Source organism: Flavobacterium hungaricum (assembly GCF_015182285.1).
GTDB lineage: Bacteria > Bacteroidota > Bacteroidia > Flavobacteriales > Flavobacteriaceae > Flavobacterium > Flavobacterium hungaricum.
The window spans coordinates 503313-519151 of sequence record NZ_PRDM01000006.1; the positions used below are offsets into that span (position 1 = coordinate 503313).

General features: G+C 32.7%; 15 protein-coding genes. 5 read left to right on the plus strand and 10 right to left on the minus strand.

Annotated elements, in window-relative coordinates:
* The first annotated feature begins 50 nt into the window (after positions 1-50).
* The 5 genes from dnaB (at position 51) to C4F50_RS24435 (ending at position 5971) form a co-directional block, all read left to right on the plus strand.
* Positions 51-1595 (plus strand): replicative DNA helicase, encoded by a 1545-nt coding sequence (gene dnaB / locus C4F50_RS24410; RefSeq protein WP_194141233.1) that lies wholly within the window; start codon positions 51-53, stop codon positions 1593-1595.
* Between the two features lie 122 nt (positions 1596-1717).
* Positions 1718-2104 carry a hypothetical protein gene (locus C4F50_RS24415; protein ID WP_194141234.1) on the plus strand — a complete coding sequence of 129 codons (387 nt, stop codon included), beginning with the start codon at positions 1718-1720 and terminating at the stop codon, positions 2102-2104.
* A 696-nt stretch (positions 2105-2800) separates the two neighbouring features.
* Positions 2801-3592 carry a sensor histidine kinase gene (locus C4F50_RS24425; protein ID WP_194141236.1) on the plus strand — a complete coding sequence of 264 codons (792 nt, stop codon included), beginning with the start codon at positions 2801-2803 and terminating at the stop codon, positions 3590-3592.
* Between the two features lie 111 nt (positions 3593-3703).
* Positions 3704-4369, plus strand: a complete 666-nt coding sequence (locus C4F50_RS24430) for a response regulator transcription factor (RefSeq protein WP_194141237.1) — start codon at positions 3704-3706, stop codon at positions 4367-4369.
* A gap of 342 nt (positions 4370-4711) precedes the next feature.
* Positions 4712-5971, plus strand: coding sequence for an asparagine synthetase B (locus tag C4F50_RS24435; RefSeq protein WP_194141238.1), 1260 nt, complete (start codon positions 4712-4714; stop codon positions 5969-5971).
* Here C4F50_RS24435 and C4F50_RS24440 read toward each other — a convergent pair.
* The 10 genes from C4F50_RS24440 to thrS form a co-directional block, all read right to left on the minus strand.
* Entirely contained in the window at positions 5968-6771 is an 804-nt protein-coding gene (locus C4F50_RS24440) for an endonuclease/exonuclease/phosphatase family protein (RefSeq protein ID WP_194141239.1), read from the minus strand. The genes C4F50_RS24435 and C4F50_RS24440 overlap by 4 nt on opposite strands.
* A 397-nt stretch (positions 6772-7168) precedes the next feature.
* Entirely contained in the window at positions 7169-7837 is a 669-nt protein-coding gene (locus C4F50_RS24450; RefSeq protein WP_194141241.1) for a response regulator, read from the minus strand.
* A gap of 241 nt (positions 7838-8078) precedes the next feature.
* A complete protein-coding gene (locus tag C4F50_RS24455; RefSeq protein ID WP_228012130.1) occupies positions 8079-9410 on the minus strand; it encodes a tetratricopeptide repeat-containing sensor histidine kinase in 1332 nt (443 codons plus the stop codon).
* 560 nt (positions 9411-9970) lie between these two features.
* Positions 9971-10405, minus strand: a complete 435-nt coding sequence (locus C4F50_RS24460; RefSeq protein ID WP_194141243.1) for a carboxymuconolactone decarboxylase family protein — start codon at positions 10403-10405, stop codon at positions 9971-9973.
* Positions 10406-10579: 174 nt separating this feature from the next.
* Positions 10580-11152 (minus strand): Crp/Fnr family transcriptional regulator, encoded by a 573-nt coding sequence (locus C4F50_RS24465; RefSeq protein WP_194141244.1) that lies wholly within the window; start codon positions 11150-11152, stop codon positions 10580-10582.
* Positions 11153-11292: 140 nt separating this feature from the next.
* Complete coding sequence (locus C4F50_RS24470) at positions 11293-12108, minus strand: hypothetical protein (RefSeq protein ID WP_194141245.1); 816 nt, start codon at positions 12106-12108, stop codon at positions 11293-11295.
* A gap of 120 nt (positions 12109-12228) precedes the next feature.
* On the minus strand, positions 12229-12573 hold the full coding sequence (gene rplT, locus C4F50_RS24475) for a 50S ribosomal protein L20 (RefSeq protein ID WP_035649542.1): 345 nt from the start codon (positions 12571-12573) through the stop codon (positions 12229-12231).
* 101 nt (positions 12574-12674) lie between these two features.
* Entirely contained in the window at positions 12675-12872 is a 198-nt protein-coding gene (gene rpmI, locus C4F50_RS24480) for a 50S ribosomal protein L35 (RefSeq protein WP_007810722.1), read from the minus strand.
* A 99-nt stretch (positions 12873-12971) separates the two neighbouring features.
* On the minus strand, positions 12972-13523 hold the full coding sequence (gene infC / locus C4F50_RS24485) for a translation initiation factor IF-3 (protein ID WP_194141268.1): 552 nt from the start codon (positions 13521-13523) through the stop codon (positions 12972-12974).
* A gap of 22 nt (positions 13524-13545) precedes the next feature.
* Positions 13546-15492, minus strand: coding sequence for a threonine--tRNA ligase (gene thrS / locus C4F50_RS24490; protein ID WP_194141246.1), 1947 nt, complete (start codon positions 15490-15492; stop codon positions 13546-13548).
* Positions 15493-15839: the final 347 nt, after the last annotated feature.

Consider the following 15839-nt stretch of genomic DNA (forward strand, 5'->3'; position numbering starts at 1 on the left):
TAGTTATAACTCGATAGCAGATTTTTTGTAAATTTTGCTACTTTCGCTATATGGAAAATTTCAAAAATGTAAACCCTGTAAAGGTTGATAAAACAACAATAATTAATCTCGAAAAAGGTAAATTACCTCCGCAAGTACTTGACTTAGAAGAAGCAGTTCTTGGGGCGATGATGATTGATAAAAAAGGGGTAGATGATGTAATTGATATTTTACAGCCCGACGCTTTTTACAAAGATGCACACAAACATATTTTTGAAGCAATCTTGCAGCTTTTTACAGAAACACAGCCAATAGATTTATTGACGGTTTCTACTCAGTTAAAGAAAAATGGAAAGCTGGAATTGGCTGGAGGAGATTTTTATTTGATTCAGCTTACGCAGAAAATTGCTTCTTCTGCCCACATCGAATTTCACTCGCGTATTATTCTGCAAAAATTTATTCAAAGAAGTTTGATTAGAATTTCTTCTGAAATTATTGAAGAATCTTATGACGAAACTACCGACGTATTTGATTTGTTGGACAAAGCCGAATCTAAACTATATGAAGTAACACAAGGAAATATCAAACGTAGTTCTGAAACTGCTCAGAGTTTGGTTCTGCAGGCAAAGAAACGTATTGAAGAAATTGCTGGTAAAGAAGGATTGAGTGGTGTTGCGACTGGTTTTGAAAAATTGGACGAAGTAACTTCTGGATGGCAGCCTTCGGATTTAATTATTATTGCTGCTCGTCCGGGTATGGGTAAAACGGCTTTCGTACTTTCGATGGCAAGAAACGTTTCCATTCAGTTTGGGCATGCAGTAGCGGTATTTTCTCTGGAGATGGCGTCCGTACAGTTGATTACAAGGCTTATTTCGTCTGAAACAGGATTGTCTTCTGAGAAATTAAGAACCGGAAAATTAGAAAAACACGAATGGGAACAGCTGAGTACAAAAGTAAAAGACTTAGAAAAAGCACCATTATTTATTGATGATACACCTTCACTTTCGATATTCGATTTACGTGCAAAATGCCGTCGTTTGGCATCACAGCACGGAATCAAATTGATTATTGTAGATTATTTGCAGTTAATGACTGCCGGAGGAAGCGGTAAAGGAGGCGGAAACCGTGAGCAGGAGATTTCGACTATTTCTCGAAACTTAAAAGCATTGGCAAAAGAGTTAAACGTTCCTGTAATTGCACTTTCGCAGTTATCGCGTGCCGTAGAGACCCGTGGATCTAGTAAAAGACCGCTGCTTTCGGATCTTCGTGAATCTGGAGCGATTGAGCAGGATGCCGATATTGTATCGTTTATTTATCGTCCTGAATATTATAAGATTGAAGAATGGGATGATGATGAAGCATCTCCAACTGCCGGACAAGCAGAGTTCATTATCGCAAAACACCGTAATGGTGGTCTAGAAAACATTCGTTTAAAATTCTTAGGACACTTAGGTAAATTTGATAATCTTGAAGATTTTACGGGAGGTTACGATGATTTACCTTCAAAAATGAATCATGACGACAATCCGTTTATTACTAAAAACCTGCCCTCGGCAAATGAAGCCTTTGGAAGTAATCTCAATGATGACGATGACGACAGCGATGTTCCATTTTAATAAAATGTTAAGCCTTATTTTTAAGGCTTTTTTTATGCTTAATTATTATTTTTCTTAATAAAAAAATGTAGCTTAGCTAAACCAATTATAAATTTATTAATTAACCAAAAACAAAATTAATTATGTCTGAAAAAGGAAATTTAGGAAATCTAGGAAGTGTTGAAGTTCCATTAGCTGAAGGTCAAAAATGGGCGCAGAAGTATAAAAAAGCGCCAGGACTTGAAGAAGATGGAAAAAATAAGGTAGATGCTTATCTGATTCCGCTAACAACTTTAAAACTTGTGTTAGATCAGGACATCGATGCTGTTCGTGCTTACAAAGGGATTAACAATGCAGGCCAGCAGGTTCTTATGTTTGTCGGAACAAAATACGATCCGGAAACAAATATATACAGAGATGTTTTTAAAGTAGGAGCAGAAGGATCAGAAAATGCTGGTGGGGACGTTGTTTATGATATGACAGAACCATGTCCTCCAAACGGAGACCCAAACAGTCCTATGAATTCTTAAATGATGTATTCTATAATTGCGAAATTAGGTTACTTATTTTTAATAATTAACTTCATTCTATATTTTATAGGCTTTTCCAGATTTGGAAAGGCCTATAAAATTTTTACATGTTATCTCGGTCTGCTTGTTTTTGTGCAGGTTACCTGTGTAGTGTTATTGTATTTTAAGATGACAAATTTGTACATGTCGCATATTTATTTTGTGGGACAATTACTGTTGATGGGCTTTTTTTATTTTACTCTTTTAAAAAATGAGGATCATAAAAAAATCATTTTAGGCGGGATTGCCTCTGGAATTTTAGTGCTCGTTGTGCATTATTGCTTGGATCCAAGTCTATTTTTTAAATTTAATCTCCTTGAAATAACAGTAACTTCTTTACTAGTTGTTTTTTTTGCGCTTTTTCATTTGTATCATATGCTTAGCGGTAGCAAAGAGTATTATTATATCACAGTTGGAATAATAATTTACTTATTGGCAAGTACGATATTATTCTTAGTTGGAAACCTGACTATTGGATTAAGTGCGAATTTAAAATTTCTAAGCTGGACTTTGAACGCGGTGTTAGTGTTGATGAATCAAATTTTTATCTTGTACGAATGGAAAATCAGTTTTTCAAAAAAAGCGGTGCTCCAAAAGCAAAAACAAAATAATTAATTTTTGCAGAAACTAGTGATAAGAAAATAAATAGTAATTGATATGAATATAAATTCAATTTCTGAAAAAGAGATTGTTGCAATAATTTTATATGCATCACTTTTTTTTATGGTTTTGGCAGTGTGTTTAATTGTATTTTTTTATTTCTCAAGAAAACAAATTATTCAAAAAGAATTAGAAAATAAAAACTTAGAAATTCAATATCAAAAAGAACAGTTGCATGCCATAATTGTAACACAAGAAGAAGAGCGAAAGAGAATTGCTCAGGATCTTCATGATGATATCTCTTCAAAACTCAATATAGTTTCTCTCAACAGCCACTTGCTTACTGCTCCTAATCTGACAGCAGCAGAAACACTTGAGATAACCGAAAATATTATAGAACTTACTACAAAGGCACTGGATAACTCGAGAAAAATTGCGCATAATTTACTGCCGCCAGTTTTTGAAAAATTTGGACTCAATGCCGCTGTCGAAGAATTATGTGAAGAATTTGAAAGCAGTAAATCGGTTAAGACCCATTATATAAATGAAATTGATTTTGATGAAAAAGAGATTGACAGGCAGTTACATATATTTAGAATTTTACAGGAACTAATGAATAATTCGGTCCGACACGGAAAAGCTTCTCAGATCTGGATCGCATTTAAAAATCAAGCAGGAGTCAATACTTGTTGTTACGAGGATAATGGAATAGGTTTTGACACGTCAGATCATGAAAATCAAAAAGGGCTTGGGATGAAAAATATAGACAGCCGAATTTCCTTTCTCAATGGTACTATTAGTTTTAAATCTGAATTAGGTAAAGGAATTACAGTAATTTTTACTTTTTAGGTCAAAAAGATCAAAAAAAAGCTTTTTTTGATCAATAATCTTTTTTGTTTTGGCTTTTTTTAGTTCATATTTTGTAATTTCGACAGACCAAACGACCAAAACCAAAAAAAAATGAATGCTGCTATTAAAATCGCATTAGTCGATGACGAAATCTTATTTCGTAAAGGAATTGCTTTTTTACTACAAAGAGAAGATAATATTGATATTGTTTTTGAAGCATCAAACGGCGAAGAATTAATAGAATTATTAAACAAAGTCGAGCCAAAGCCAGATATTATTATTATGGATTTGAAAATGCCAGTCTTAAATGGCGTTGAGGCAACAAAAATTATCCGAAAAACTTTCCCTGATATAAAAATCATAGCTTTGACAAGTTATGATACCAAATCTTTTATCGCTAATATGATTCAGGTTGGTGCTGTCGCGTATTTAATTAAAAATACAACACCAAAAGATTTGATAAAAACGATTAATGAAGTAGCATTAAAAGGTTTTTATTACAACGAAAGCGTGTTAAAGACGATTCAGGATACGATTGTTTCTCCAAAAAATTCTAAGGGCTGTCTGGAAACCAGTTTTCTTTCTCCAAGAGAAATAGAAATACTGCAGCTGATCTGCCAGCAGAAAACGACTTCTGAAATCGCAGATCATCTTTTCTTAAGTCCAAGAACAGTCGAAGGACATCGAAACAATTTACTGCTTAAAACCGAATCTCGAAATATTGCGGGTTTGGTAGTGTACGCGATACAAAACGAAATCGCAGTTTTGACTTTGTAACTTATATTTTAAGCTGTCAAGAATTGAATTGATAATACGTAGTAAAGTATAATGGTCAATACTAAAACGCATATACCTATTTTCTGCATTATGTTTAACCCCTTTGGTTGATTATTACTATCATTAAAGTTCATTGTGGTGGTTTTATATTGATTAGTTTTATCATTTGGGTTAGCAAATGTAAACAGTTTTAATAGTTTCAAAATGCGTGTATTTACCTGTTTTTTGTTAAAAATGATATTTTTTTTACTAATTTTTTAACACTAGGTTAAATTATAAAAAAGGGAATTGAGGAAGCTTTTTAAACACTTACTTCATATCTTTACTCAAAATGTTTTTTTAATGAAAAAGGGTTTCTTCTTTCTATTCTTATTATTGGTTTCTTTTACAGCCAAAGCTTCTTTTATCCTGATTCCAATGGATGAAAGTACGCAGCAGAATCATTTAAAAGCCTATGGTATAACATATTGGTGTTTAAGTAAAGACTACAAAGCAAGCTGGCTTTTAAATTACAGAGGCGGTTCTTTTTTACTTCCGGATGCAGACGAAATTCGTAAAGAATGTAAAATTCGAGGTGTGAGTTTCGAAATTATTTCTGACGGCGAGGAAAACCAGATTTTAAACGAAATCTCAAGTCCCTCTCAAAACATGGAATCTGTAATCTTAGAAAAAGCGCCTAAAATTGCCGTTTATACTCCAAAAGGCAAACAGCCTTGGGATGATGCGGTTACATTGGTGTTAACTTACGCAGAAATTCCGTTTACCCCAATTTACGATGAAGAAGTATTAAGCGATCAATTATTGCTTTATGATTGGCTTCACCTGCATCATGAAGATTTTACTGGACAGTATGGTAAATTCTATGCCGCTTATAAAACCACACCTTGGTATATTGATCAAAAAAGAGATTCAGAAGCCTTAGCAGCCAAACTTGGATACGCCAAAGTTTCTCAGGAAAAGGGAGCAGTTGCCAAAAAAATTAGAGATTTTGTTATAGGCGGCGGTTTTATGTTTGCAATGTGTTCTGCTACAGATAGTTTTGATATTGCCCTTGCTGCTGACGGGGTTGATATCTGTGAAGCAATGTTTGATGGTGATCCAAGCGAATCCAATTATCAATCAAAACTGAATTATGGTAATTCTTTTGCCTTTAAGAATTTTACTTTAGAAAGAAAACCAGAAGTATATGAGTTCTCAGATATTGATATGACCATAAAACGCAGAATTCCGATGGAAAAAGATTATTTTACCTTGATGGAATTCTCTGCAAAATGGGATCCAATTCCAAGTATGCTGTGCCAAAATCACACCCAGCTTGTTAAAGGGTTTATGGGACAAACAACCGCTTTTGATTCGGCATTAATTAAATCGAATATTTTAGTGATGGGAACTTGTGAGTTTAACGGAGAAGCACGATACATTCATGGTGAAAAGGGCAAAGGAATGTTTACTTTTTTCGGAGGCCACGATCCCGAAGACTTTCAGCATCAAGTAGGTGATCCGCCAACGGTCTTAGACCTGCATCCAAATTCGCCAGGATACCGATTAATTTTGAACAATGTTTTATTTCCAGCAGCGAAGAAAAAGAAACTTAAAACTTAATTGACAGAAAATTCAAACCAAATGGGAATATGGTCGGATATTTTTCTTGCCTCCTGCAGGGTACCAAAATCTTTATAAAATAAAATTACACCCGAATTGTATCGTTTTATACGGTTTGTGGAATAAAAAATATTATCAAACTCAGATGCCAGACATATATTGTTTCGGCATTTTTGTTTTAAAGTTGTTTTTTGACCTTTTAAAATAGAATCGTAACCTTTTTTCTTAAGAGGATAAAATACCGTATGAGATTCGGGACAATTAAAATCTCCTAAAAAGATCAAATTTAAATGCGGATATTGCTCGGGTAAAAATTTGAAGTATTTAATTTCAGTTTCAGGCTGTCTGGTTTTAGTTATCGCATGAAAATTGACAAGGGTAAAACTTTTATTGTCGATTTCAAATGTGGCATAAAAAGGTTCTCGATCAATTTCAAGATTATATTTTTTTTCAAGCCAAGGAGATCCTTTTAATTTTACTTTTTTGGTTTTCCAGATATAAGCATATCGTTCTCTTTTATAACTGCTGCTCGAGGTCGGTTCGCTTATGCTGTAATCCCATTTTGTTCCTTTTTCATTCAATAATGCAGCAAGTTTTGCTACCGTTTGAGCACCGCCATAACCAGCAACAACTTCTTGGATTGCTACAATATCAAAATCAACGATTTTATTGGTAATAAATTTTAGGTCGGCTTCGGATTTTGATTTTCCAAAATTTTCCAGATTCCAAGAAAGTATTTTGGTTTGTGAAAAAGAAAAAAGAGTAAAGAAAAGGAAGGTTAGACTTAGGATTTTTTTCATGCTGTATATAAAAATCAAATATAAGCAATTGAATTTTGACCGCTCATTTTCTTTTAATTGTTTTCTCGTCTAATACAATACAAGGACCTAATATTTTTTATATCTATTCTTTAAAGCGGTTCCTATAATAATAATTTGAAGAACAAGTAAAGCAGGTATAAAAATAATTTTCCAATCTATTTCCAGCCATCCCGTTTTTTCGGAGATAAATGCAAAGCTGATGGAAAGAAAAAGGCAAAGGAGCATTGTTTTCATGATAATTTTATTTTGCGTGGTGTTAATCTTTGAAGAAAAATTAACTCTATATCTAGGTTTCATGGTTTAGTTAATAGGTTCAAACAAATTTATATCTATAAAAAGGCATTTCCTTACGGGATTCCGTAAAAGCATAAAGTTTTTATACCAGACCAAAATCTTTTGCAATAGCGATCAAATGCACGTTATTGTTTGCTTTAAAATAAATTTTTAGTTTATTAATACGTTTTTCAATACTGCTAGTCCCGTTTGGTGTAATAGACAATTCTTTAAATTCTTTAGAAATACTCTCCAAAATGTAACCTCTGGATAGTAATTTTAGTATTGAAATATCATAAGATTCGATTTCAATTAAAGTTTTATCATTGAAATTAAAGGAAAGGTCAGACGAAAGAATTCTTTCTTCATTTCGGTATACAGCTTCAATTGCGTTTCTTAATTCCGTTATACTGTTTCTGCCTTTAGAGACATAAGCATTTATTCCGAAGTCATTAAAAAGAGACTTTATTCTAAAGTTCTTATCTTCTATCGAAAAAACGATTTTTTTTAAATTATTTTGCACACCATTTACGGCTTCAATTAATTCTTCACCACTGGATAAAGTGGTCTTACGATGATCGGATTTAAACGACAAATCGCTTATTAATAAGTCGTAAGGCTCATTTTCGTGCAAAGCTTTTTTAATTTTTATCAAACCGTCATCACAATATTTTACATGATGAATAGTAGAAACGTTAAGCTCCTCCAAAACCTGTATAACAGCTAAACTAATGCTGTCTAAATCCTCGGCGACTAAAACCTTTTTAAACATATTTTATTCTTTTAGATCTGAAATGCGAAACTTAATTTTAAAGCACATCTTAATTAGAGTTCAAATTTAACAGTTCTTTTTTTACCTTTTTTACGGTTTTCCACATTTTGCATTTCATTTTGTGAAATATTTTTTATTTTTTATTGAATGATCTTTCTTAAGCCCCGCCATTACTTAATAATTAAAGAAAGACAAGTGTTAATTACAATAGCAAAAGATGGTGAAAGAGCTATTGTTGTAATTAAATAGGGAATTTTATAAAGACTTTAAAACCTTCATCTTTATTAGATTTTATATCAATTTCACCTTTTATCTTTAATATCCGATATTCAACATTGTAAAGCCCATTCTTAAATACAATTTTATCAGATTCAATTCCTTTTCCATTATCAGTATAATTTACAGTAATACTTTTTTCTGTCTTTTTAAAATTTATGCCTACAAGAGTTGCCTCACTATACTTTCTCATATTTACAAGAAGTTCCTGTAAGACCCTATACAGTGTTATCTTTTTATTTTTGTCAATTTCATTCCAAGAAATGGTATCTAGACCGTTTAAAATCAAATTAATGTTGGAAGTGCTAAAGCCAGATATCATCTCTTTTAAAGATAAAACATAATTTTCATCTGTTATAATAATGCCGTTTTCTTTAGAAATATCTCGAGTTCGTGCATAAATAGCATCCAAGTTTTGAAGTAGTAATTCTTTATTCTCATTCAAAGCGAGATTTTTATTCTCGGCAAATGCCATTGTATGGTAGATATCATTGGCTAATTCATCGTGAAGTTTTTTAGAAATTCTGGTTTCACTTCTATAAGTCGCTTCAATTTTTTCGCGATTAGCTTTAGATGTCAGATAATAATATAGTATCAAAACAAAACACAAACTTAAGATAATAAAAATATACGATACAATATTTCTATTCTTCTGCCTTTCTAGTTTTAAATCATCTTCTGCTTTATTTGTTTTGAGTTTTAAATTTTCCTCTTTTTCAAGTTTTGAATCGTATTTTATTTTAGCAAACTGATTTTTTGCCTTCTGGCGTACTTCGTAAATACTGTCTGCTAAATTAATATAGAGGAGAGCGTATTTTTTTAATTCATTATGAGAATTGTTTTTGATTAATATTTTTAAAGCCGACTGTTTTCTTTCCACATGATGGAGTTCATTAAAAATAGTATAAGCTTCCAATGCATTTTTTTTAGCAAGCAGTTTATTATGGTTTTCATCATAATATCTCGCAAGATGCAGTTTACTAATTGCGATTCCTAGTTGATCCTCTATTTCGGTTCTTATCTGCAGACCTCGATTCAGGTATTGAATCCCTCGTGGATCACCCAGTCTAAAATAGCAGACACCTATATTATCAATGACTTTAGCAAAAATTTCTGGTTTTTCCTGTGTTTCTTTTTTGGTAGAAAGCTTTAAAAAAATCTGTAGTGCTTCATCGTATTTTTTTTGTTTTATCAATACCAAAGCGATATTACTTTTTGTAGATTGCTTTCTCCATTCATCCGTTTGCAGTCCCAATGCTTTATTGAAATTTAGCAACGCATTGTTGTAATCATACATATACAGATAATTGGTCCCGAGTGTAGTGTAGACGTTCCAGACATTTTCTGGTTTCTTGACGTTTTTAATATACGGAATCGCTGCCGTAATAGTAGTTTCACTACCTAAGTAATCGCCATGATTGAGTTGAATTTCTGCCATATTGTTTAAAATACTGACGTAATTTTCTGTGTCACTTTTTGGGTTGCAGAGTGATTTGGCTTTGTTGTAATAAAAGAAAGCGCTGTCGGTGTTAGAACATTTTTTATTAAATTGGTTAGCTTTTGTTATAAATTTCGAAATTGAGATCTGATTACTTTCTGCTGCATTACAAGAAGACTTCTTTTGACAACAAAAAATAATGGCAATAAGAGAGAAAATATATAGAAAAGTTAGTATTTTTTTTGGTCTCATGCGCCAAAAATAGAGAAATATAATTTCCTTGAAAGAGTAGAAATACGGTATTTTAAATAATTTTTAAATCGCTTTTTTTGAATTTCTCATTTTGAGGAATATACAAAAAGCCTTCAATTAAAGAAGGCTTTTGCAGTATAGTAAGTTGTAAAATTTATCTTTATAAATTACACAGCTCTTAATCCAGTAGTAATTGCAAATCTATTCCAAGCATTAATAGTAATAATAGCAAGAATAATTTCAGCTAGATATTTTTTGTCAAACAATCGGGCAGCATTTTGATATACCTCGTCAGAAACATGATTGTTTATTAATGTTACTTCTTCTGTCAATGCCAGAATAGCTTTTTCTTCTTCTGTATAAACATCTGCTTCACGCCATGCGCTCAATAAATAAATACGCTGTTCTGTTTCGCCATATTTTCTTGCGTCAGCTGTATGCATATTGATACAGAATGCACAACCGTTTACTTGAGAAGCACGTATTTTAAGAAGTTCTTTATGAGTAGGAGTTAATGAAGTTGTAGAAATGTATTTTTCTAAATTCATTAATGCTTGATATGCTTCTGGAGCAACATTCGGGATAACAATTCTTGATTCCATTTTGATATGTTTTAAAGTTTGATACAAAGTTCTGTAAACAATACTCTAAAAATCTTGAACTACTTCAAGAAATTAATCAAGCGGTTAAGGTTCCAAATTCGCTGATTTTAAAAATGAAACTTAAATACTCAAAAGACTTAGTATCTCAACAGCTTAGAATCTCAGGATCTGCATTTAAACTTTTCCCGCTCTGATTTTACTCATAAATTCTGCAGAAAAATCTAAATAGGAGGCAAGCATATATTGTGGAACCCGTTGTGTGAAATTCGGATTCAGGTTGTTAAAATGATGATATCGTTCTTCTGCCGACATCGTAAACAAGAATTTAATTCGCATCTGCGCCGCGCCAAAAGCTTTTTGTGCTACAATCTTAAAATACTTTTCGAGTGCAGGAATCTGTACGAGTATAGAATCCATAAGTGGTTTATCGATTGCAATGACTTCAGTGTTTTCAACAGCTTGAATGTAAAAATGAGAAGGGATATGATTAAGGAAGCTTAGATAATCGGTAATCCACCAATTTTCAATTCCGAATTGAAGTGTCTGCTCAGTTCCTTTAGAATTAATAATATATTGACGCATACATCCTTTTACAATAAAATACATTGTATTGCAAACTTGTCCCTCCTGTAAAACATGATCTTTTCTTTTTATTTTAGAAAGTTCTAAACAAGATTCTAATATATTAATGTCTGAAGGTTCTAACGGAACGAATTTTTGAATATGATCAAAAAGTGATTTATACATAATAACAGGCTTGGTTTGTACAAAGTTACTTTTTAATTTCGTTTTAAATAATAGATATTTGAAGCTTCAATAAAAGTAAAACTCCATTTACTTTTTTATTGTTTTGTGTGGTAATAAATCGATTTTAGATTGTAGTAAATCTAGTTATAGAAATTAACCTCAAAAAGGCTGTTTACTTTTACACCGCTGGAAATGGCTGCTTTCCAATTTGCATTTTTGATAAACTCGGTAATGCTGTTAATTATGTACTCTTGAAATTTTTGATTACTCTCATTTTTAAATTCAACTTGAATAGTAACATTAGATATAGTGCTTTCCTTTGTTATTGTGAATTTACTTTTGGCCATAAAATCTCTTTCTTTACCACTATAAATGAAATCGTCTGGAAATTTAAAATTTACTAAAAAGTCTTTTCTAATCTGTTCTTTTTGATCCAGGAAATCTTTAGCATTGGGATATATCATACAGTAATTATCTACTCCATACGGATAATTAAAAGGTTGATCGATCCGGCTTATTACATACAAACTGTCAGCTGTGCGTTCAATGTTTTTTGTGAAGCTCCGTCCGTACTTTAAATTTAATAATTCATTAAATGATTTGCAATAACAATTGGTTTGTAACTGGTATTTTTCGCCATTCCCATCTGACCAAAAAGAATCGAATTCAGGTTCTGTAGAAGTTAAAAAACGAATTCCTTTTTTCGTAAGAAGTGCTCCTAAAATTTGATGATGTCTGTTTGAGTCTGTATCTAGATAACCTTCGGGGATGATGTGATAATAGATTTCTTGAGATTTAAAATCTATTTTAGCTTTTTTAATTTCAAAGAGACAATTAGAATCTCGTTTGTCAATAAAACCAATTATTGTATTGATGGAGTTCTGGTCAGCATTATGCTCTTGAGATTTGATATAAGAAAGCTTCCATAAAAATAAAACGATAAAGAATTTTTTCATTTCTAAAATCTATTTTTAATAACCAGCTTGTGAAGATAATAAAAAAGTAAAAAGCCATTCGACATAGCGAATGGCTTTTTTATGATAAGTAAGTAATAGTAAATTGAGTTTATAAAACGTTTATTTTACTTTATTAAGAATAGCTTTGAAAGCTTCTGGGTGGTTCATAGCTAAATCTGCAAGAACTTTACGGTTCAATTCGATTCCGTTAGCTTTAACTTTCCCCATGAATTGAGAATAAGACATTCCTTCTAATCTAGCTCCAGCGTTAATACGTTGAATCCATAAAGAACGGAAGTTTCTTTTGTTTTGTTTTCTATCGCGGTAAGCGTAGCACATTGCTTTCTCTACTGCATTCTTAGCAACTGTCCAAACGTTTTTACGTCTTCCAAAGAAACCTTTGGCTTGCTTCATTATTTTTTTTCTTCTTGCTCTTTTAGCAACTGAATTTACCGATCTTGGCATAATTTTAATGTGTTTTTGTAGCAGGCGTCCTGAATTGAATCAAAGGAACTTCAAAGCCGTACTCCAAGGTTATTTAAATAATTTTTTAACCTAAAGAATTATTAGATAATTCTTAATTGTTGTTTGATGCTTTTCATATCTGTAGAGTGAACTAGCGCTGAGTGTGTCAAAGCTAATTTACGTTTTTTAGATTTTTTAGTCAAGATGTGACTTTTAAAAGCATGCTTTCTTTTAATTTTTCCAGAGCCAGTAACTTTAAAACGTTTCTTAGCGCTAGATTTTGTTTTCATTTTAGGCATTTTTCCTAGTGTTTTAATTTATTCTTACTTACTTATATTGTTCGTTTCAATTTTAAAATCTCAGGTTCAATGGGAACACTGATACTTAAAAACTGACCACTATTTTTTCTTCTTCGGAGCAATGAACATAATCATTCTCTTTCCTTCCAAAACAGGCATAGCTTCAACTTTACCATGTTCTTCCAAATCTTGAGCAAGACGCAATAATAGAATCTGACCTTGATCCTTATAAATGATCGAACGACCTTTAAAGAAAACGAAAGCCTTTAATTTAGATCCTTCTTTTAAGAATTTCTCAGCATTCTTTCTTTTAAATTCATAATCATGCTCATCAGTCTGAGGACCAAAACGAATTTCTTTTACAACAACTTGTGAAGATTTAGCTTTTAATGCTTTGTCACGTTTCTTTTGCTCGTACACAAATTTTTTATAATCCATGATTTTACAAACCGGTGGATCAGCATTAGGCGAAATTTCAACTAGATCCAATTCAAATTGGTCAGCTAAACGCAGTGCCTCAGCTAGTTTAAAAACACCAGGCTCGATGTTTTCTCCAACTAGTCTCACTTCTTGTACTCCACGAATAAAGTTGTTTATTCTGTGTGCATCCTTTTTTTCTACTCGAGGTTGAGAACCTCTGTTACTTTTTATTGCTATGACTTTCTAATTTAAGTTAAACTGTAAATACTTTTAATGTCTTATTTATTTCTTCGTTTACAATTCTGACAAATTCCTCAATTGTAACTGTGATGTTTCCTTTTCCTTCTTGACCGTGACGACGAATAGAAATGGTTCCATTTTTCTCTTCTTCCTCACCTACAATCAGCATAAACGGCGTTTTCTGCATTTCTGCATCTCTAATTTTCTTACCGATAGTCTCGTTTCGGTTGTCAATTAGGGCGCGAATTTCGTGATTTTCTAGCAAATCTAAAACTTTTTTAGCATATATTTCGTATTTCTCGCTCAAAGACAAGATAATAGCCTGTTCAGGCATAAGCCAAAGTGGGAAATTTCCTGCTGTATGTTCTAATAAAATTGCTATAAAACGTTCCATAGATCCAAAAGGAGCTCTGTGAATCATTACAGGTCTATGTAATTCGTTATCAGCACCTTTGTAGGTTAAGTCAAAACGCTCAGGCAAGTTGTAATCTACCTGAATAGTTCCTAATTGCCACTGTCTTCCTAAAGCATCTTTTACCATGAAATCAAGCTTAGGTCCGTAAAAAGCAGCTTCACCATATTCTACAACAGTATTCAATCCTTTATCTGCAGCAGCATTGATAATCGCATTTTCGGCCTTTTCCCAATTTTCGTCAGTACCAATATACTTATCTCTGTTTTCCTGATCTCTTAATGAAATTTGTGCAGTAAAGTTTTCAAAACCTAACGAACCAAATACATATAGTACCAAGTCAATTACTTTTTTGAACTCCTCATCTAATTGCTCCGGAGTACAAAAAATGTGCGCATCATCCTGAGTAAATCCTCTTACACGAGTTAAACCGTGTAATTCTCCAGATTGCTCGTATCTGTATACAGTACCAAATTCAGCGTAGCGCTTAGGTAAATCTTTATAAGACCAAGGTCTTACGTTGTAAATCTCGCAGTGGTGAGGGCAGTTCATTGGTTTTAGCAAAAACTCTTCGCCTTCCGCTGGAGTATGGATAGGTTGAAAACTATCAGCTCCATATTTTGCATAATGTCCAGAAGTAACATAAAGTTCTTTTTGGCCAATGTGCGGAGTAGCCACTTGCTCGTATCCAGCTTTCTTTTGAGCTCTCTTTAAAAATTGCTCTAAGCGATCTCTCAGTGCTGCGCCTTTTGGAAGCCATAAAGGTAATCCTTGTCCAACTTTCTGAGAGAAAGCAAACAATTCAAGTTCTTTTCCAAGTTTACGGTGATCACGACGTTTAGCTTCTTCAAGTAATTCAAGATATTCAGTCAGATCTTTTTGTTTAGGAAAAGAAGTTCCGTAAACACGAGTCAGCTGTTTGTTTTTCTCATCACCACGCCAGTACGCTCCAGCAACACTCATTACTTTCATCGCCTTGATGATTCCAGTATTCGGAATATGACCTCCACGACATAAGTCAGTAAAAGTAGAATGATCACAAAAGGTAATAGTGCCGTCCTCAAGATTTGAAATCAATTCAGTCTTGTAAACGTTGTCTTTGTACATTTCAAGTGCATCTGCTTTACTAACAGGACGCATTTTGAATTCATGTTTTCCTCTCGAAATTTCTAAAACGCGATCTTCTATCTTTTTAAAATCAGCTTCAGTGATTTTTTGATCTTCAAAATCAACATCATAATAAAACCCATTTGCAATAGCAGGTCCAAGAGTTAATTTAATTCCAGGGTATAATTCCTCTAGAGCTTGAGCCATTACGTGAGAAGTAGAGTGCCAAAAAGCTTTTTTACCCTCAGCATCATTCCAAGTATATAATATTAGATTACCATCGGTCGTTAATGGAGTCTCGGTTTCAATAGTTGTACCATTAAAAGATGCAGAAATAACATTTCTTGCAAAACCTTCGCTAATGTTTTTAGCGACCTCCATTGGAGTTACGCCAGAAGCAAACTCTCTAATTGACCCATCGGGTAAAGTAATCTTGATCATTGTTTATAATTTTGTGAATGCAAATATAGGATATTACAAAAATACATACAATATATATGTAGAAGTTTCCACTATTATATATAAGAGTAGATTTCATTCCCACAACCCGACAGCTTTTCCAAAACCTGTCGGGTTTGTTTTTACTGTTCTATTATCATATAAGTATAAAATCATTTCTCTGAATAATCCTTTCTGTTTTTAATTCGATATTTCAGGAATTTGGAGCTGTTACCTGCTTTTTGCTGTATCTTTTGTTTTTTAAAGGAAAAAACAAAAGGATGCCGCTTCAATCAGGGCTGGGCAGACATTTTGAAAAGATGGTTATGTTGTAAAATCAGCTGAAAGGA